The 18,102-nt window shown below is 43.8% G+C and carries 21 protein-coding genes; 1 reads left to right on the forward strand and 20 read right to left on the reverse strand.

Translation table 11 applies throughout. The features are described 5' to 3' along the window. Positions 1-56: 56 nt before the first annotated feature. The 3 genes from mgsA to M1J35_RS16285 are packed head-to-tail and all read right to left on the reverse strand — an operon-like array spanning position 57 to position 1,647. Positions 57-464: a methylglyoxal synthase gene (gene mgsA, locus M1J35_RS16275; protein ID WP_254651744.1), complete on the reverse strand. Its 408-nt coding sequence runs from the start codon at positions 462-464 to the stop codon at positions 57-59. A gap of 12 nt (positions 465-476) precedes the next feature. After that, positions 477-1,247 carry a 4-hydroxy-tetrahydrodipicolinate reductase gene (dapB, locus tag M1J35_RS16280; RefSeq protein ID WP_034758405.1) on the reverse strand — a complete coding sequence of 257 codons (771 nt, stop codon included), beginning with the start codon at positions 1,245-1,247 and terminating at the stop codon, positions 477-479. After that, positions 1,234-1,647 (reverse strand): nucleotide pyrophosphohydrolase, encoded by a 414-nt coding sequence (locus tag M1J35_RS16285; protein WP_254651745.1) that lies wholly within the window; start codon positions 1,645-1,647, stop codon positions 1,234-1,236. The genes dapB and M1J35_RS16285 overlap by 14 nt, the downstream gene beginning before the upstream one ends. Before the next feature lie 100 nt (positions 1,648-1,747). On the opposite strand from M1J35_RS16285, the gene M1J35_RS16290 reads away from it, so the two are divergent. Continuing rightward, positions 1,748-2,617, forward strand: a complete 870-nt coding sequence (locus M1J35_RS16290) for a YitT family protein (protein ID WP_034758399.1) — start codon at positions 1,748-1,750, stop codon at positions 2,615-2,617. A gap of 58 nt (positions 2,618-2,675) precedes the next feature. On the opposite strand, the gene M1J35_RS16295 is transcribed toward M1J35_RS16290, so the two are convergent. From M1J35_RS16295 to M1J35_RS16375, 17 genes are all read right to left on the reverse strand, one after another. Continuing rightward, positions 2,676-3,356 (reverse strand): zinc metallopeptidase, encoded by a 681-nt coding sequence (locus M1J35_RS16295; RefSeq protein ID WP_034758397.1) that lies wholly within the window; start codon positions 3,354-3,356, stop codon positions 2,676-2,678. A gap of 60 nt (positions 3,357-3,416) precedes the next feature. After that, entirely contained in the window at positions 3,417-4,208 is a 792-nt protein-coding gene (ypjB, locus tag M1J35_RS16300) for a sporulation protein YpjB (RefSeq protein ID WP_094075201.1), read from the reverse strand. Between the two features lie 71 nt (positions 4,209-4,279). Further along, entirely contained in the window at positions 4,280-4,870 is a 591-nt protein-coding gene (locus M1J35_RS16305; protein ID WP_034758394.1) for a lipoprotein heptaprenylglyceryl N-acetyltransferase LhaT, read from the reverse strand. Between the two features lie 60 nt (positions 4,871-4,930). After that, positions 4,931-5,701 carry a menaquinol-cytochrome c reductase cytochrome b/c subunit gene (locus M1J35_RS16310; RefSeq protein WP_034758391.1) on the reverse strand — a complete coding sequence of 257 codons (771 nt, stop codon included), beginning with the start codon at positions 5,699-5,701 and terminating at the stop codon, positions 4,931-4,933. Positions 5,702-5,745: 44 nt separating this feature from the next. Continuing rightward, complete coding sequence (gene qcrB / locus M1J35_RS16315; protein WP_032087896.1) at positions 5,746-6,420, reverse strand: menaquinol-cytochrome c reductase cytochrome b subunit; 675 nt, start codon at positions 6,418-6,420, stop codon at positions 5,746-5,748. 13 nt (positions 6,421-6,433) lie between these two features. Beyond that, positions 6,434-6,943 (reverse strand): QcrA and Rieske domain-containing protein, encoded by a 510-nt coding sequence (locus M1J35_RS16320; protein ID WP_034758386.1) that lies wholly within the window; start codon positions 6,941-6,943, stop codon positions 6,434-6,436. Between the two features lie 140 nt (positions 6,944-7,083). Beyond that, positions 7,084-7,548 (reverse strand): YpiF family protein, encoded by a 465-nt coding sequence (locus M1J35_RS16325; protein WP_034758382.1) that lies wholly within the window; start codon positions 7,546-7,548, stop codon positions 7,084-7,086. Between the two features lie 277 nt (positions 7,549-7,825). Next, positions 7,826-8,365: a ReoY family proteolytic degradation factor gene (locus tag M1J35_RS16330; protein ID WP_098440025.1), complete on the reverse strand. Its 540-nt coding sequence runs from the start codon at positions 8,363-8,365 to the stop codon at positions 7,826-7,828. A 132-nt stretch (positions 8,366-8,497) separates the two neighbouring features. Beyond that, on the reverse strand, positions 8,498-9,757 hold the full coding sequence (locus tag M1J35_RS16335) for a tetratricopeptide repeat protein (protein ID WP_254651747.1): 1,260 nt from the start codon (positions 9,755-9,757) through the stop codon (positions 8,498-8,500). Between the two features lie 35 nt (positions 9,758-9,792). Beyond that, positions 9,793-10,692 carry a hypothetical protein gene (locus M1J35_RS16340; protein WP_254651748.1) on the reverse strand — a complete coding sequence of 300 codons (900 nt, stop codon included), beginning with the start codon at positions 10,690-10,692 and terminating at the stop codon, positions 9,793-9,795. Positions 10,693-10,817: 125 nt separating this feature from the next. Next, the gene (gene aroA, locus M1J35_RS16345) at positions 10,818-12,110 is read right to left on the reverse strand and encodes a 3-phosphoshikimate 1-carboxyvinyltransferase (RefSeq protein ID WP_254651749.1); all 1,293 of its coding nucleotides are present in this window, start codon (positions 12,108-12,110) and stop codon (positions 10,818-10,820) included. Between the two features lie 12 nt (positions 12,111-12,122). Beyond that, entirely contained in the window at positions 12,123-13,226 is a 1,104-nt protein-coding gene (locus tag M1J35_RS16350) for a prephenate dehydrogenase (protein WP_254651750.1), read from the reverse strand. 64 nt (positions 13,227-13,290) lie between these two features. Continuing rightward, the gene (gene hisC / locus M1J35_RS16355; protein ID WP_254651751.1) at positions 13,291-14,391 is read right to left on the reverse strand and encodes a histidinol-phosphate transaminase; all 1,101 of its coding nucleotides are present in this window, start codon (positions 14,389-14,391) and stop codon (positions 13,291-13,293) included. Positions 14,392-14,431: 40 nt separating this feature from the next. After that, the gene (aroH, locus tag M1J35_RS16360; RefSeq protein ID WP_034758360.1) at positions 14,432-14,794 is read right to left on the reverse strand and encodes a chorismate mutase; all 363 of its coding nucleotides are present in this window, start codon (positions 14,792-14,794) and stop codon (positions 14,432-14,434) included. A gap of 52 nt (positions 14,795-14,846) precedes the next feature. Continuing rightward, the gene (aroB, locus tag M1J35_RS16365; RefSeq protein WP_254651752.1) at positions 14,847-15,929 is read right to left on the reverse strand and encodes a 3-dehydroquinate synthase; all 1,083 of its coding nucleotides are present in this window, start codon (positions 15,927-15,929) and stop codon (positions 14,847-14,849) included. A 4-nt stretch (positions 15,930-15,933) separates the two neighbouring features. Then, a complete protein-coding gene (aroC, locus tag M1J35_RS16370; RefSeq protein ID WP_254651753.1) occupies positions 15,934-17,106 on the reverse strand; it encodes a chorismate synthase in 1,173 nt (390 codons plus the stop codon). Positions 17,107-17,322: 216 nt separating this feature from the next. Continuing rightward, the gene (locus M1J35_RS16375) at positions 17,323-18,096 is read right to left on the reverse strand and encodes a CheR family methyltransferase (RefSeq protein WP_254651754.1); all 774 of its coding nucleotides are present in this window, start codon (positions 18,094-18,096) and stop codon (positions 17,323-17,325) included. Between the last annotated feature and the right edge of the window lie 6 nt (positions 18,097-18,102).

Raw genomic sequence — 18,102 nt, forward strand, 5'->3', positions numbered from 1 at the left:
TCTCCACATCGTCGGCATGTGCTCCGAACGCAAGGATGTCTATTTGTCGGTCCACTTTACTCCTCCTTTTCCTTCACTATACTTCGCCACGCAATATCCCCTCTGTCAAGACCCATTACCAGCACTTCAGCGGTCCCCATATTGGTCGCAAGGGGTACTGAATACACGTCACAGAGCCTGATCAGAGCCGATACATCAGGTTCATGGGGCTGTGCCGTCAGGGGATCCCGGAAGAAGAGGATAAGGTCCATTTTATTATTGGCAATGTAGGATCCTATTTCCTGGTCTCCCCCCAATGGGCCTGAACGGAATCGATGGACGGATAAACCCGTTTCTTCCCCGATTCTTTTTCCCGTTGTCCCAGTGGCAAAAAGAGTGTGTTTCTCTATGATTGTCTTGTATGCGAGCACAAAACGAATAAGATCGTCTTTTTTCTTATCATGAGCAATCAGCGCAATATTCATAACACTCACCCTTTAGTCTAAAATATTTTCAAGTCCATACACTAATGTGTCCAGTTTCATGACCGTGTCCACAGAAACCTTCACGCCTGACATGAAACTTCCTCTGTTAAAAGAATCATGGCGTATCGTCAATGTTTGTCCCTCTGCACCCAACATCACCTGCTGATGGGCGATGAGACCCGGAAGACGGACACTGTGAATATGCATCCCATCTACATTCGCTCCCCTGGCACCACTATGTGTTTCCTTTTCATCAGGGTGCCCCTGCTCCTTCGATTGCCTTACTTCCCTTATCATTTCCGCTGTTTTCACGGCCGTACCCGATGGTGCATCCAATTTTCGATCATGATGTAATTCAATGATTTCAACATCATCGAAATATTTTGCAGCCATTTGAGAGAACTTCATCATAAGTACGGCACCGATCGCGAAATTGGGAGCAATGATACATCCAAGAGACTTGGACTCTGCCAATCCCCTCAATTCTTCCAGTTCATCCGGAGAAAAACCCGTTGTCCCGACAACCGGTCTGACTCCATATTCCAGAGCCGTTTTCGTATGATGATACCCGACTTCAGGCGTCGTCAAGTCAATCAACACATGTGGCGCTTCCACTTGAAAGCATGCCTCTATATCTGTATACACCGGTACATCCAGATTCGTTTCCTTTTTATGATCGATTACGCTAATAAGAGTAAAATGCTCGGTGTCCTTCACCAATTGAACCGCTTCCTTACCCATTCTTCCTCTTGGTCCTGCAATCGTGATGTTAATTTGCTCCATCTTCATCCCCACTTTCGATTCTGGTCCAACGATCTTTATCTCTTGTATTAAACTTATGCATCACTCTATTATGGGCTTCTTCAAGGCTTATATCCAGGGAGTTGGCCAAACAGATGACGACAAACAATAAATCCCCCAGCTCTTCCTCAATCGTGTTTTCTTTTTCTGTATGTTTCTTTGGTTTTTCGCCATGGTAATGATTCACTTCTCTCGCTAACTCACCAAGTTCCTCGGTCAGACGCGCTACCATCGCCAATGGACTGAAATAACCCTCTTTGAATTGACTTATGTATTGGTCCACTTCTTTTTGCAATTGATTCATCGTTTTATTATTATCCATGAGAAGCCTCACTCCTTCATTATCTCCTATCATGTTAGCTAAATCCTCCCCGTTTGACAAATATTACGTTTGATTTCGCAAGTCTTCGTTGCCAGTTTGTTTTTCTTCTTATATAATGTCTCTGTCAACGGGATAATACTATAAAAGGAGGGAAACACAGATGTTGGGATTACGTATTAAGAATATATTGTTCATCTTATTAGGATCGGCTATATTTGCATTTGGACTTGTACATTTTAATATCCAAAATAAACTGGCTGAAGGTGGATTCACGGGAATAACACTCATCCTTTACTTCTTATTTGATATTGATCCATCGTACTCAAACCTAGCCTTAAATATACCCCTATTCTTTCTGGGATGGAAGCTCCTAGGGAAGAAAGCTTTCTATTATACTGTGATAGGGACTGTAGCTCTATCCGTATTCCTATGGATTTTCCAACGGTATCAAATGACCATCAACCTGGAAGGGGATCTTTTTCTCGCGGCCTTATTTGCAGGTGTTTTCATTGGAATCGGACTGGGGATCATTTTCAGATACGGAGGTACGACAGGCGGGGTGGATATCATCGCCCGGCTTGCCCATAAGTACATAGGCTGGAGCATGGGAAAGACGATGTTCATGTTTGATGCCGTCGTCATCGGCATCTCTCTCATTACGTATTTGGAATATCGGGAAGCGATGTACACCCTGGTCGCTGTATTTGTTGCTGCAAGGGTCATCGATTTCATGCAGGAAGGGGCTTATTCTGCCAGGGGCGCCATGATCATTTCAGAAAGCCATGAAGAAATCGCCAATGTCATCAATGAGAAAATGGACCGGGGAGTGACCGTCTTACGCGGCCACGGCTCATTTACGAAACAAGAGCGGGAAGTTCTTTACTGTGTGGTAGGGAAAAATGAAATCGTAAGACTGAAAAACATCATCACAAGCGTTGATCCCCACGCCTTTGTATCCGTCACTGTGGTCCATGACGTTCTCGGCGAAGGATTTACACTTGATGCAGATAAAAACCCTATACTGGACTAGAGGGAAACAAAAAGCAGCCGGACCCATGATCAAGGGTCCGGCTGCTTTTATTCTATTCTTAATCGTCACCATTCATCCCGGTGAAAATAAGTACCAGTCTTAACAATTCAATGATTGCGACAGCTGCAGCTGCTACATACGTCATTGCTGCTGCGTTCAGCACTTTTCTGGCATGACGCTCTTCTTCGTTGCGGATCAGTCCAAGGGAAACGATTTGATTCATCGCCCTTGAGGAAGCATTGAATTCAACAGGAAGCGTGATCAATTGGAACACAACCCCTGCCGCCATCAAAATGATCCCGAGCAGGAACATACCGGATAATTGCGTGAAAATACCGATCATCAAGAAAATCCAGGACATATTGGAACCAATGTTCGCTACCGGTACGAGAGCATGTCGGAAACGGAGAAATGCATAGCTTTCAGCGTCCTGTATGGCGTGGCCAACTTCATGGGCAGCCACTGCGGCCCCGGCTACGGAGTGCCCGTGGTAGTTATCAGGTGATAAGGCGACCGTTTTGGTCATAGGGTTGTAGTGATCACTCAGAAATCCCCGGCCTTCCACTACCTTCACATTGTGCAAACCGTTTTCGTCCAGAATCCTTCTTGCCATTTCCCTTCCGGTCATACCAGAAGTGGTGGCCACTCTTGAATATTTCTTAAACGTACTCTTTACACGCATCTGTGCCCCTATTGGAATAAGAGCAATCAGTAAAAAGTAAATCAAAAATCCTGCCATTATCGCAAAAACCTCCAGATGTATAGATTACCTAAATTTTATAGCGCCATCCTCGCACTGTCAATTTTTTTGACGTTCGGACTTTTTCATTTCACCCTGTCCCTTATATTTTCTCCAACCTACATAAGATAATGTAGAAACAATGATACTGCCCGTCGATATAATGACCCACCAAAGAGAAGGATCTGCCTCATCCTCTGTCATGTTCTCGAATAATTTCTGGAGATCCGTTTCCAAAGCAGTAAGCTCGCTCATCGTTTGCTCCCCTTCCAGCACGTCCTGTCGATAATGATCCAAGTAAGTGATCCTCGCATCAAGGGATTGAGCCCGCTCAACTGGAATATCCAACTTAATACTCGGTTGAATGATATTATATTTTGATAAAAAGACATTCAATGTCGTTTGGTATTCATCCACGTTTCCATTTTCCGCCGCCACTTTGACACCATTAAAGGCTTCCATGATCGGGTCCTCCATTTCAACCCATAAAGGCTGATGCTGACTGTTTAATGCATCCATCACCAGGCGGAACTTCGTAACGGCATTCACCTTTTGCTCAAGGGCAAGGGAGGATTGGTTGATACTTTCCAATGCAAGATTATGTGAAATGGTAAGGATTCTAAGCTCATCCATCGAAAAGGACTGCTGGGCACTCAAAGAGGCAAATTCTTCGGAGAAATAAACCAATAGGTGCTTGGCTTCTTCATATCGGCCGGCCTTTGTCATCTGTAAAGCCTGATCCGATAGATCATCAAGCTCGTTGATTGGAGACGGAGATTCTACAGCGATTAATGGGTGAGGTACTAAAATGAGAAATAAGAAAAGCGTGATAAAAAATTGGATTAATTTCATACTTGTCCCCCCTAAAACTACTAATAAAGTGTATGAAGGGGTGGACAAGAGTAGACCATAAATCAGTCAAACTAATAGTCGAGGGTGAGACGATTTGTTTTCTGAGTGAAATAATACGCAATGGCAATGGAGATGATGCTTAGCCAGAAAGTGAAATACCCTATATCCTGAATATACATATAGAGTTTTGAGTATACCGGAAACTGCATGAAAACATAATCGATGATATCATTATGAACGGTCCAGACGGCCCCTGCGACAATATGCCACAACTTCACCCGATAAAACGATGAATATAGGATCCCTTGCACGGCCATTGCGCCGTGTGAAGCCATCAGCATATATCCTTCCCAAGGCAAGTCACCTGATACCATGAGGGTCAACAGATTCATGATCACTGCCCAAACACCGTATTTAAACAGGGTGATGATGGCAAGCACTTCGAAAATCGGCCAATTCCGCTTCAGTATAAATGCGATCAATACGAAGCAAAAAAACAGACTGGCTGTCGGACTATCCGGGACAAACAGTAAAAACTGTGGAGGAGTATTTTGGAGTTGTGGAATATACCATATGTATCCGTAGACGGTACCGAAAACATTCACTATAAGCAGCAACCATAAAAACAGTTTATTTCTTAAGATCGTCATGAGCCAAAGCATGTTCGCACCTCACTTTCAAGTAGAAAAAAGGCCGACATAAGCCGGCCTTTTTTATTAAAACTATTCTTCTAAACCAGCAATGAACTCGGACAGCTTCTTCAGCTCTTCATCTGTCCCTTTAAATAAACCTGCAGGCATGCCCGGCGGTTTACCGTTTTTAGCAATTTTCGCAATTTCTTCAGGTGCAAGACCCGTTCCGATTAGGGAAGGACCAGCCCCACCTTGCAAATTCTCACCATGACAGTTGATACAGCCATTCTTCTGATCAGAAAAAATCTTATATCCTTCAGATTCTTTATCGATATCCACTTCGGCACGGATCTTCCCTTGTTCCTTAGCCGCTTCCCAGTCATGGGTCGCAACGGATTCCCAAGTCAGGAAGTACGTAGCTGCGAGTGCCAATAACATGAATCCTACTGCAAAAGGACGTTTTGTCGGGCGGCGTTCAGGTCCTTTATCAATGAATGGTGCAAGTAAAAGTGCCCCAAACGCGATTCCAGGAATGACGAACGCTCCGATAACATTATAAGGTCCTGATGCATATGTGTACTTAAGTAATTGGTATAAGAATAAGAAATACCAGTCAGGTAATGGAATGTATCCAGTATCTGTCGGATCGGCTATACGTTCTAACGGTGATGGATGAGCAACCGTTAAACAAAGATAACCGATAAGGAAAACAGCTCCTACCAGCCACTCCTTCAATAAGAAGTTCGGCCAGAAAGCTTCTGTTTTACCAGGGAACTCCGAATAGTCTTTCGGTATATTCGGCTTTCTGTCTGCAGGAACCCGGGAGTCCCCTACAAACTTCATCCCTTTTCCTCGATGCATAGTGTCCCCCTCCTTTTATTAGGTTAATCATTTAAAATTGTTTCTTATAGTGGTCCGGAAATACCTTGCTTACGGATCATCAGGAAGTGAGCTCCCATCAAACCAAGTAGAGCAGCAGGCAGGAAGAATACGTGAATAGCGAAGAATCGAGTCAGAGTCTGTGCCCCGACGATATGAGCATCTCCCGCTAATAACATTTTTACCTGGTCTCCGATAAATGGAGTGGCCCCTGCGATTTCAAGACCTACTTTCGTCGCGAATAGCGCTTTCATATCCCACGGCAGTAAATAGCCTGTGAAACCAAGCCCCAGCATAACGAAGAAAATAAGAACCCCAACAACCCAGTTTAATTCACGAGGTTTTTTGTATGCACCTTGGAAGAAGACGCGTAGTGTATGTAAGAACATCATTACGATAACCAAACTGGCTCCCCAGTGATGCATTCCGCGGACAATTTGTCCAAATGCAACTTCATTTTGAAGATAATACACAGATTCCCAAGCGTTTTTAATATCTGGAACATAGTACATCGTTAAGAACATTCCGGATAAAATCTGGATGACGGTTACGAAGAATGTCAATCCTCCGAAGCAGTAAACGAACGCAGAAAAGTGATGCGCCGGGTTTACATGTTCAGGAACTTCGTGATCCGCGATATCGCGCCACAAAGGCGTAATGTCTAAACGCTCGTCAACCCAATCATAGATCTTGTTCAGCACAGATTACGCCCCCTTACTTAACAAATTTATTTGGTTCTGGTTGTCCAAGATAAAGAATTCCATCTTTTACTTTTGTCGGATATGAATCCAACGGTGCTGTCGGTGGTGTACCTGGTACATTCTCACCGTTCTTGTGATACATTCCACCATGACATGGGCAATAGAACATTTCTTTATGATCCGGATTCCCATTCCAGTTAACTGTACAACCGAGGTGCTTACAAACCGGTGAAAGAGCAATGATTTTGTCTTCTTTGTTCTTATATACCCAAGCGGTTTGTGTAACTTCTGATGTGTACCACGCATCTTTTTGCTCATATGAGAAATCGACACGTACTGGTTCATTCGATAATTCTGAAACCTTTTGCTTAGTCGCTCTAAAATCTCCCGCAGCTTCCGTTTTCAACACTGGATCCACTGCAAAGCGAACCATCGGCATTAGCATTCCCGCCGCCATGAAACCGCCTACACCCGTAAGTGTATAGTTAAGGAATTGACGTCTAGATACACGATGTTTGCTCATCCTTTTCCCCCCTCTATCGTAAGGTAAGTCCGTCGGACATATTTCGCACAAATATAAAACTAGGACATAACTATGATATATTAAACTCTATACAAGGTCAATAACTCTCGTATCTAAAAGATGGAAACAATGTGAAGTTTTTATGAATTTTTTTGCCATTTTTGTACAATCACATTTAACAGCTGCTTGACCTGATCTTCCATGATTGAATGTTTATATTGGTCGTCCAGGTTTTCAAGCGGGATGGACGGGACCCAGATCAAGCCTTCTCCAAGTTTATCCTCGACCTTCTTCCACCGGCTGTCTGAAGTCAGGAAGAAGACGTGCTTCACACCACTCCCGGTTAATTCTCCTGCCCACTGGGATAATTCGGATGCCTCTTGCTCTTCCGATGATGTCATTCTATACGTAAATGAAGGGGTCATCATCATTCTTCCTTTGAACTGCCTTTCCAGGTGTAGAGCGAGTAGATTGATAAACTCTGATTGTGCCGCCGAGACTCTTATATCCTTCCCGAAATCAACAGGGACAACGGGAATGACCGCCGTATCTACATATGCTTTTTCCGCTTCAAACACTTCAATATCTTTTACGTTCCAATTCATATATAACCCTCACTTTTTTCTTTCATTTTCCACTTCCCATCTTATCACTTTATCTCATCTCATATAAAGCGATTTCACTTTTTTTATACTAGTGCCTTACATACAAAACGTGCTTCCCGGTGAAATACTCCCCTGGATAGAAATACTTCTGGGGGATACTCCACTAAAAGGGCACGAAAAGAGCCTCGTTCATAGTATGTACCATTCTTAATCTTCCTATCTAAAAAGACAATAAAAAAATCGAATGAAGAGATGGTGTTTCTCTTCATCCGACTTATCAGGTCAGGCTATTCAATTCTCTGGTCAATTTACTGAAAGCCTTTTTGTCACCGGTATCCAATGCTTGATCGATGGCCTTTAACAAGCGGTCCTTCCTGAAAGTCTGCAGGCTGTCCTCTAAAAACTGTTCAGCTACCATTCTGTCTTTTTCATTGATGAGTAAGTACTTCGGCATAAACGGATTTTCTTCCAGTACGGCTGCAAATTGATAACTCGAATTTGCCTTACTGAAGTTCAGCTGAATATAAATGTCCTCATCTTTGTTCAAGCGGATATCATGAAATGACTTTTCTGCGTCCGTTGTCATGATATTTTCCTTGTAGAACCGGAATGGAACATCTTCGACACAATGAGTGGACATCACCAAGCCTCTCGGACAATACTGGGATTCTTCGACAAAGTGAACCTTTTTCATTAATTGGTCATGACTCATCAAATAATTTAAGATCCACACACATTCTCTTCGTTTTAATTGATATCGGTTCAAAAACCAGCGGATAAATTCTTTCTTCTCGTTGACAGAAACAGGGGTGGTCATGGTTTTCCCTCCTCTGCAGAATCCTTTTTAAAAGGTCCGTTTTTCTTTCATCATAAAGTGCAAGTCACATTCATAAGCTCTTTGCCAATTTCATCTCAAGACACCCTAGTCCCTTTAACCCACCGTCACAGATCAGTCTTGTAATCTTTCAATCAGGTCCTGCCATTCGTCATTTGAAGGATCCATTTCAATCAGGTGTTTATATACTTCTACTGCTTCACCCCTGAGTCCTTCTTCTACTAGAAATTGTCCGAACTCTAGTAAAAACTCTTGATGATTCTTAAAGTAAGTATATGCAATACGGTATTGTTTTAATGCATGATTATATTGTTCAAGCCCTTCATAAGCCTTTGCCAGATCCCAGTTGATCTGAGGCTCTTCTTCTCCTTCAACTGTCAGCATCTGGGCGATTTCCAGAACATCTTCATACCGGTCCTGTGTAAAGAACAATTTATTGATGATAAGGGCAGCTTCCACATATCCCGGATCAAGGGCAAGGGCTTCCCGAAGAAACGCTTCTGCTTCTTCTTCAAGTCCCATCTTCAATGAAATTTTGCCTCCGAATACATTCAGTTCTTTATTGTATTCATCCTGTTTGACTCCCGCCTGAACAGCCTCCAGGCTCTCTTGAAGCTTTTCTTCACGCTCATACGACTTCGCCAGTAGTAAATAGACTGAATGATATTCAGGATCCAGTTCCTTGACGGAAACGAATTTTTCAATCGCCTTTTCGTAATAGCCAGCCTGATAGGCGGTAAAGGCATAGCCAAACAGTGTATTGATTTCCAAATGTTCTTGAAGGGCTTTTTCATAATGGGTCAAAGCTTCTTCGAATGCTCCTCCTACACTATAGGCCTCGGCCAATCTCTGGTGGACATTCGTTCCGCCAAGCTCCGTCGTCCCCTTTTCTATGAGGATCTGATAATGCCTGATCGCTTCCAGGAATCTGCCCGTTTCGGAGTACAATTCCCCAAGTCCGAAATCGATGACGGGTTCATGGGGTAATAACTTCTTGGCTTGGAGAAGCTTCTGTTCGCTTACTTCAAACAAACCCTGCATTTGATAAAGATCCGCTAAAAGAAGAAGTGATCTTGGATAGGTGGGGTCACCCTCATCCAGTTCAGCAAGCGTTTCGATGGCTCCCTCTTCATTATCCATCTCCACCAGCACTTCAGCCAGTTCAATGAGAAGTTCACCCTCACCCGGATAATATTGAAGGAGATTCCCGTAAAGCTCTTTTGCTTCCTCCAGAAACCCCAATTGATGTAATTCTTCGGCAAGACTGAATTTTTCTTCATGACTTCCAAATTTCAGCACTTGATTATACTGTTTCTTTGCTTCTTCTAAATTCCCTTCTTCCAAGGAAGATAACATTTGTTCTTTGTATGACATGGTCAATCCCTTTCTATAAAAAAGCTTGTATTCAATTAAGTAAAATATCCCGGGGTTTGTATGATCAGTTCTTCACCAGCTCCAGGATAAAAATGACCTCTATTATTTACATAATGATATTTCCCTTTGTTCATAGTACATTTTAGCACATGATGATCATATTGAAATGATAATGGCTCAGTACTTGACTTACCTTCAGGCTTCATATAGAGGTTATAACATATTTCTCCACCCACTAAAAAATTTCCTCTAAGGGGATATATTCCAATTTTCTTCAATATGCTTACGTTCAGTGGCTCTTTTTCAGGGATTTCAACAGGAATATGAGGAATACCCTCGTTTTTCATCGAATTCTGCCATATTTTAAGATGCTTCATTTTGGTTTTATTGTCTATGTTTGTCGTAAAAAAAGGGACAAAAGTAATAGGGTAATCATACAATAATCCTTTGATCCATCCCCATGGAATGTCTCTGAATCCACTTGCTTCATCCAGTTCGATCCAGATGAGGGGCACTTTATTCCGCTTACATGCACGTATGATGTTCGGGGTAATCAGATTCGCAGATGTTTTCAACCCTATCGCATAATCAAGGGGACTGTTGAGCAGGGAGGTTTTCCGTTCATTCAATTGTGTAAGGAATTCATACTCATACTGTATTGAAAATGCCGTTAAAATGGTGGTGCACCCTCTTTTTATGAATTCGTCAAGGTAATAATTCTTTACGGAGATGAAGTCGTTCCCTTGGGGTACCATTATGTCACACATGACATGTCCGGGAGTCATCAAAAAATGCGACACATCCATTTTCATGTACTTGTAGTACTGAAAGCTGTTCCTGATGGCTGAAATCCTTCCATCTTTCACCAATAGTGAAGTGTGAGTTAGCTTGGTGTCCTTTACCCAATGGGCATTTTCAATAATATAGGTGCTCACCCCATCATCACCTTCCTTTATAGACAAGCTATGAAGGTAAGGATGAATTCATGCCACCCACTCATTAAAAAGAGAGGCGGATTTCAGCCCAAAGACCAACCACCTCTCACTTAATCGATTCAGTTTTATTTCATCAACAGTTGGTTGATATGTTCAAAGAAAGTCGGATACGAGATCTTCACGGCCTCTGCATCTTCTAAATATACATCAGAGTCGGTCAACAGGGAAGCGACAGCCAGTGTCATGCCGATCCGGTGATCGCCCCAGGAATGGACTTCTCCACCGTGTAAAGGGGTTTTCCCCTCGATGATCATCCCATCATCCGTACCCTGTATGTTTGCACCAAGCTTTCCAAGCTCCTTCACAACGGCATCGATTCGATTGGTTTCCTTCACTTTCAATTCCTCGGCATCTTTGATGACGGTCTTCCCCTCTGCCTGTGAAGCTAAAAGAGCAATGATGGGAATTTCGTCGATCAAAGAAGGAATCAGGTCCCCTCCGATTTCAATGCCGGTAAGGTTGGAGGTTTGCACGAGAATATCACCGATAGGTTCACCTTCGTTTGATTGCTCCATGACCTCAATGGACGCACCCATTTTCTTCATCACTTCTACAATGCCGGTTCGCGTTTCATTCAGCCCGACATTCTTCAACAGTACTCTGCTATCTGGAACGATGGCTGCGGCCACCATGAAAAAGGCTGCTGAGGAAATATCTCCAGGTACATAGATTTCCGTTCCTTTCAATACCTGTCCTCCCTTTACTTTAATGGTGTCTCCGTGCTTCTCAATCGTTCCCCCAAACTCAACGATCATTTTTTCTGTATGGTTCCTCGTCTGCTCTCTTTCGACTATTTCAGTCATTCCTTCAGCCTGAAGCCCGGCCAGTATGAGGGCGGATTTCACCTGGGCACTCGCCACAGGTAAAGAATAATGGATCCCTTTCAAGTTTCCACCCCTGATGGATATAGGCGTGAAGTTGCCTCCTGAACGGCCATCAATCACTGTCCCGAATTGCTTTAAAGGCTCTGTCACCCTCTTCATGGGCCTTCTCGCAATCGAGGGATCACCTATCAGGACTGAATGAAAAGGTCTTCCTGAAAGAATTCCCATAATGAGACGGGTCGTGGTCCCTGAATTTCCCACATCAAGAATGTCAGAGGGTTCTTTCAAGTGGCCCCACCCTTTACCGTACACGGTCACTGCGTCTTTAGAAACCTCAATCTCAACTCCTAATTTACGGAAGCAGGATATCGTGCTTAAACAATCCTCCCCCATAAGAAAATTATGTATAACCGTTTTCCCTTCAGCTACCGATCCAAACATAATGGAGCGGTGGGAGATCGATTTGTCTCCTGGTACGTGAAGCTCTCCATTCAAACCAATGTTTGGATTTGACAGTCTTTTCTTCGGTTCCATCCTTATCACCCTTTATCCTAAGAATAGTTCATAATTTGTTTGTTCTCTTAAGCAGTGCAAAGCTCTTTCCCTATCTTCCAGCGTTTGAAAGCTGATTGCTAATACTCCGTATATATCTTCTCTCGTTTCCATTATTCTGATATTCGTCAAACTGATCTTCTCCTGTGCAAGATATCCTGTCACTTCCGAGATCACACCTGGATAATCCGGTACGTCTACAAACAAATCATAGAATGAAGGTATCGCCCCTTTTTCCAAGATGGGGAGATCATCCCTGAATTCTTTCGCATCGTTAAAATAATCGTATATTTTCTGTGAATCATTCATTTCGATGAGTGATACGACCTCATCCATCTCTACTTTCCACTCCTTTAAGAGTGAAAGCAGGACTCCCCTGTTCTGGATGGTGATGTCTTTCCACATGGTCGGGTTGGATGAAGCGATTCGGGTGATATCACGAAAGCCCCCTGCAGCGAGCCTTCTCAAATAAGGGTGTTCGGTCGAAGAGCCCTTCGCTTGATGAACGAGTGAAGCCGCTACAATATGGGGAAAGTGGCTGATCATGCCCGTTAATTCATCATGTTCCCTTGGTTCTACTATTAAAAATTTCGCATGGGTTCCCCTCAGCCAGTCTTGAAGCCTGGCGACGTTTTCCTCTGCCACTCCGGATCCCGGCGTAAGCATGTAAAAGGCATTTTCAAAGAGGATTTCCTTCGCAGCTGCTACGCCGCTCTTATGAGAGCCTGCCATCGGGTGGCCCCCGATAAATTGAAGCCCGTTTTTGGTCAGCACTTCCGAAGATCTCATAATCTGTTCCTTTGTACTTCCAGTATCGGTTATCAGGACACTTTCTTTCAAGGAAAGGGATTCAAATTGTGCAATGATCTTTTCTGTTTGAAAAACAGGTGTAGAGATCACAATAAGATCCGCCTGTTCGGCGGCTGTCCGTAAAGAAAGTGACATCTCATCGATCACTCCCAATGATTTCGCCAGCCTTAATTCTTTATGATTCACATCATGACCAATGATCTTGGCATGTGGGTGTTCTTTTTTTATGCAGAGGGAAAGGGACCCTCCGATCAGCCCCATCCCAATGATCAACACTGTTCCATTCATCGTTTCCCCTCCATCTTTCTATTTAAAAAAAGCCGGAAAGGACCAACGCCCCTCCGACCGCTCATCATGCTTGTTTCTGAAGTGCCAGAAATTCCGTCATTTTCTCGATGACCTCTTCATTTTGATCATAGGATCCCACTGTTATCCTGACTGAATAAGGGTATCCGAGCGCTTCTCCGGAACGGACGATATAGCCCTTGCTCATCAAGTATTGAAATACCTCGTCCCCACTTACGCCGAAGTCGATCAAAACGAAGTTCGCTTGGGATGGGACATAGGCGAGGCCGTTCTCCTCACAGAAGCGGTAATACTGCTCTAGTCCTTTTCGGTTCTCTCTCCTGCATTCCTCTATGAACGCCTGGTCTTCGATGGCCGCTGAAGCCGCTCCTTGAGCCAGTGTATTATTATTGAAAGGTTCACGGATCGGATCCAATTTCCCGATTACGTCCTTATTCCCGATTCCAAATCCCACTCTGAACCCTGCCAGGCCATATGCTTTTGAAAAGGTGCGTGTAATCAATAATTGAGGATATGACTTCAACAATTCAAGAGAATTATAATAATCATCCGCCACGACATATTCAAAATACGCTTCATCCAAAACGACCAGGACATGGGAAGGGACTGCGTCCAGGAAGGAAATGAGTTCCCCGTTTCGGATATATTCCCCTGTTGGGTTATTGGGCGAGCATAACCAGACGACCGAAGTGGTGTCATCAATTTCTCCCAGCATTTTGACCAGTTGATGCTTTCCTTCCGCATCCAGGGGAACTTCACGGACCTCTGCTCCCTCAACGATGGCATTATGCTTATATTGAGGGAAGGTAGGGGTTGCCATAACCGTGCTTTTCCCTCCATCCAATAAAGCCCTTGAGATGATCTCGATCACTTCATCAGAGCCATTTCCAAACAATAACTGTCCAGGTTCCACAGATAAATGTTCTGCCACCTTAAAACGTAACTCCTTCGCATAACCGTCAGGATAGAGCGCATGTGAAAGGGCATTGTTTTTCAGATAGGTTTCAACGTTTCTGGAGCATCCAAAGGGATTTTCATTCGATGCGAGCTTCACTACTTTCTCAAGATTGAATAACTCTTTTACATCATCCATCGTTTTTCCAGGCTGGTATGCTTTAAGATTTTGAATCTGGGATTTCCACTTCATGTTTAAACTTCCTTTCAGTCGTATTCATAATGGCCGCTTCTTACTTCTTCAAGTCAGGACGAAGGCTGACTGCATTTTTCATATAAATATGTTGGATGTCACTCTGAGGTGTTGAGGTATTATAGTGAATCATCACCCTGATGCAGCGGGACAGTCCATGGGGTACGTCCAATTCCTGCATGCACATCACCGGGACATATTTCCACTCTTCGAATCCCCTTAATGCTTTGGCTGGAAATACGCTTTTAATGTCATCTGTTGCAGAAATAAAAACGGATGCGACATGTTCTGCCGTAATATTATTATGTAAAATCATTTCCTTTAAGAGACTTTCAGTTGAAAGGAGAATTTCCTTTTCATTATCACGATCTGCTGTAGTGGCACCTCGAATTCCCCTGATCATTCTTCCACTCTCCCTTTTTCTTGATATTCTGTACTCTCTTCAGCGGCGGGATCTATAACTGTCGAATGTATGCATCCGCCTGTTTTAAATCTTCCTCCGTAACGCCCGCCATCACGGGTTCACCGATCTCCTTCAACAACACAAAAACCGGATTGCCGTTCAGGGACTTCTTATCACGCTTCATCCCCTCGTATAATGTGTCAAAACCGATGTTGGAAGGAACCTTCAGATTGTACCCGAGAGTTTTGATCCATCCTATGAACCCATCCATGTCAAATGACAGGTTGCAGTAGCGTTCACTGAGATATAAAGCATAGACCATCCCGATCATGACCGACTCCCCGTGAGTCCGATTTCCATAGCCGCTTGCACTTTCAACCGCATGCCCGTATGTGTGCCCGAAGTTTAAGAAAGCCCGGATATTTGACTCCCGTTCATCCTTTGATACGATGTCTCCCTTAACCTGTATTCCCCTGATCAGGCAATCTGTTAAAAAGCTTTCATCTATGTTTTCAGGCGATCGGAAAGAGTGCATGAGATCCTGCAGGAACTCACGGTCAGACAAGAAGGCATGCTTGATTACTTCAGCGAATCCCGATCGTATTTCCGTTTTAGGAAGGCTCGAAAAGTAATTCAAGTCAAAGAATACGCCTTCCGGCTGATAAAACTGTCCGACCATATTTTTCCCCAGGGGGTGATTGATCGCGACTTTCCCTCCCACGGCACTGTCGTGTGCAAGGATCGTGGTCGGAACGCCGATGAAAGGAATTCCCCTCATATAGGTGGATGCGATAAAGCCCGCAAGATCACCTATGGCACCGCCACCGAAAGCAATCACGATGGATTTGCGATCTACTCTATGCTTGAGCCCATGTGTTATCGCATCTTCATACGTGGCAAAGCTTTTCGCTTTTTCCCCTTTGGGAGCTTGATAAATGGTTACATCAAAGGACTGACCGAGATCATCCGAGAATGCTTGCCCATGGAGCTTATATACGGCTTCATCGGCAATGAGCCATAGCTTTGATACATCAGGGAAGGACTTCTTAATAAAAGAAACAATCTCATTCGTCATCTCCACTCCAATAGTTACGTCATATGTCTTGGAAGCAGTTTGAATGGTTACCTGTTTCATTTCATTAATACTCCTTTGATTCCTGGCGTTGTCTGTTGATATCCTGACGAAGTTTCTCAAATTGATCACTATTGAATTGTTCAACGATGCCAGCAGCAAGTTCCCATGCCACTACGGCTTCCGCTACTACGCTTGCAGCTGGAACCGCACAGCTATCCGACCTCTCGATGCTTGCTTTAAAAGGTTCCTTCGTTTCGATGTCTACACTCTGAAGAGGTTTGTAGAGAGTCGGGATCGGCTTCATGACACCTTTGACACGGATCGGCATGCCCGTTGTCATACCTCCTTCAAATCCTCCTAAACGATTCGTTTTCCTGTAGTACCCAAGCTCTTCGCTCCATGCAATTTCGTCATGCACTTCACTTCCAGGCTTTCTTGCCATTTCAAAGCCCAAGCCGAATTCGACCCCTTTAAATGCGTTGATACTCATGACAGCCATGGCAATTTTCGCATCAAGCTTACGGTCATAATGAACATAACTACCTACTCCTGCAGGCATCCCATCAACAATGACTTCCACGACCCCGCCTATGGAATCCCCATTCTGCTTCGCTTCATCTATCAGGTTCATCATTTTCCCGGCAGCCTCTTCATCCAGGCAGCGGACAGGAGATTCTTCCGTGATCTCTCTCAGTTCATTTATTGAATCATAATGAAGCTTTTCGGCTTTAATGCCTCCGATCTCAAGGACATGTCCGACGACTTCTATATCCAATAGCTTCAACAGCTTCTTAGCAACGGCTCCTGCTGCCACCCTTACAGTCGTCTCCCTGGCAGACGAACGTTCCAGGACATTCCTTAAATCTCTATGTCCATATTTCATTCCGCCGACGAGATCAGCGTGACCTGGTCTCGGCCTCGAGATCTTTCTTTTCACTTCTTCTTCTCCGCCCTCAAGAAGGGGCTCGATTCCCATCACCTTCGTCCAGTGAGTCCAGTCTTTATTCTCCACAACCAATCCTAAAGGAGAACCAAGGGTATATCCATGCCTCACCCCGCCGACGATGGAAGCACGGTCCTTTTCTATCTGCATTCTTCGTCCGCGCCCATAACCTTTCTGCCTTCTTGCAAGGTTTTCATTTATATCTTCAGCTTCAAGCGGCATTCCTGCCGGCAGCCCTTCAATGATGGTCGTTAACTGTGGTCCATGTGATTCTCCAGATGTTAAGTATCTCATTTACTTTCCCCCTTCAACTCGTTAAAGAATTATGTACCAATATAACATAGAATTTATATTCTTTCCTAGTCCTTACGTTTAAAAACTTTTCTAATATTCTATTTTCCTGAAAAAAATAAAACGATGTGAATCCATCATATTTTGAGAGTGCACTTCTTCATCAGCCTAAGGGATGAAAAAGTGATTCTTGGATATGCGGATTGACATCGCCGTTGTTTATATTTTTTTGTAGAAGAAGGTGTCTTCTGTTTCGAAGCCGTATTGTGAGGGGTTGAAGATTTGTTCTGTGCTTCCTACGAAGAGCACGCCGCCTGGCTTTAGTGAATGATTGAATTTATGGTAAAGGAGGTTTTTGGCTTCTTCGGTGAAATAGATCATCACATTTCTGCACACGATTAAATCATATTTCCCTTCGAATGGGTCCGAAAGCAGGTTTTGCTGCTTAAAGCTCACCGTTCGCTTTACTTCGTCCTTCAGTTTAAATAAAGGTCCTTCCTGGGTGAAATGGACTTTTTTCATTTCTTCCGGGAGTTCGGTTAGGGATCTTTCCGGATAGACCCCGTTCATGGCCCGCTGAAGGGCATTTTTGTCTATATCTGTAGCTGTGATGGATCCGTTTGAGAGGGTCATATACTTCGACAGCATCATGGAAAGGGTGTAAGGTTCTTCCCCGGTTGAACATGCTGCGCTCCATACTTTCAGTACTGGATTCCCACTTAACAGTCTCGGGAGGATCTTTGTCTCCAGTATTTCCCAACGCTTGTAGTTGCGAAAGAATTCTGACACATTGATGGTCATACGATCCAGAAACCCTTCCATTTCTTCTCGATCCCGATTCAACGCACCAAGAAATTCCTGAAAACTTCCATACCCTTTCTTTTCATATAGGGCAGTCAGCCTCCTCTTCATCTGCGCTTCTTTATATAGGGAAAGATCAATCCCTGTTTTTCGTTTAACCCCTTGAATAAATTCAGTATAATCATTTGACATTCAGAT

Origin of the sequence: Rossellomorea sp. KS-H15a (assembly GCF_024195245.1) — a bacterium.
GTDB lineage: Bacteria > Bacillota > Bacilli > Bacillales > Bacillaceae_B > Rossellomorea > Rossellomorea vietnamensis.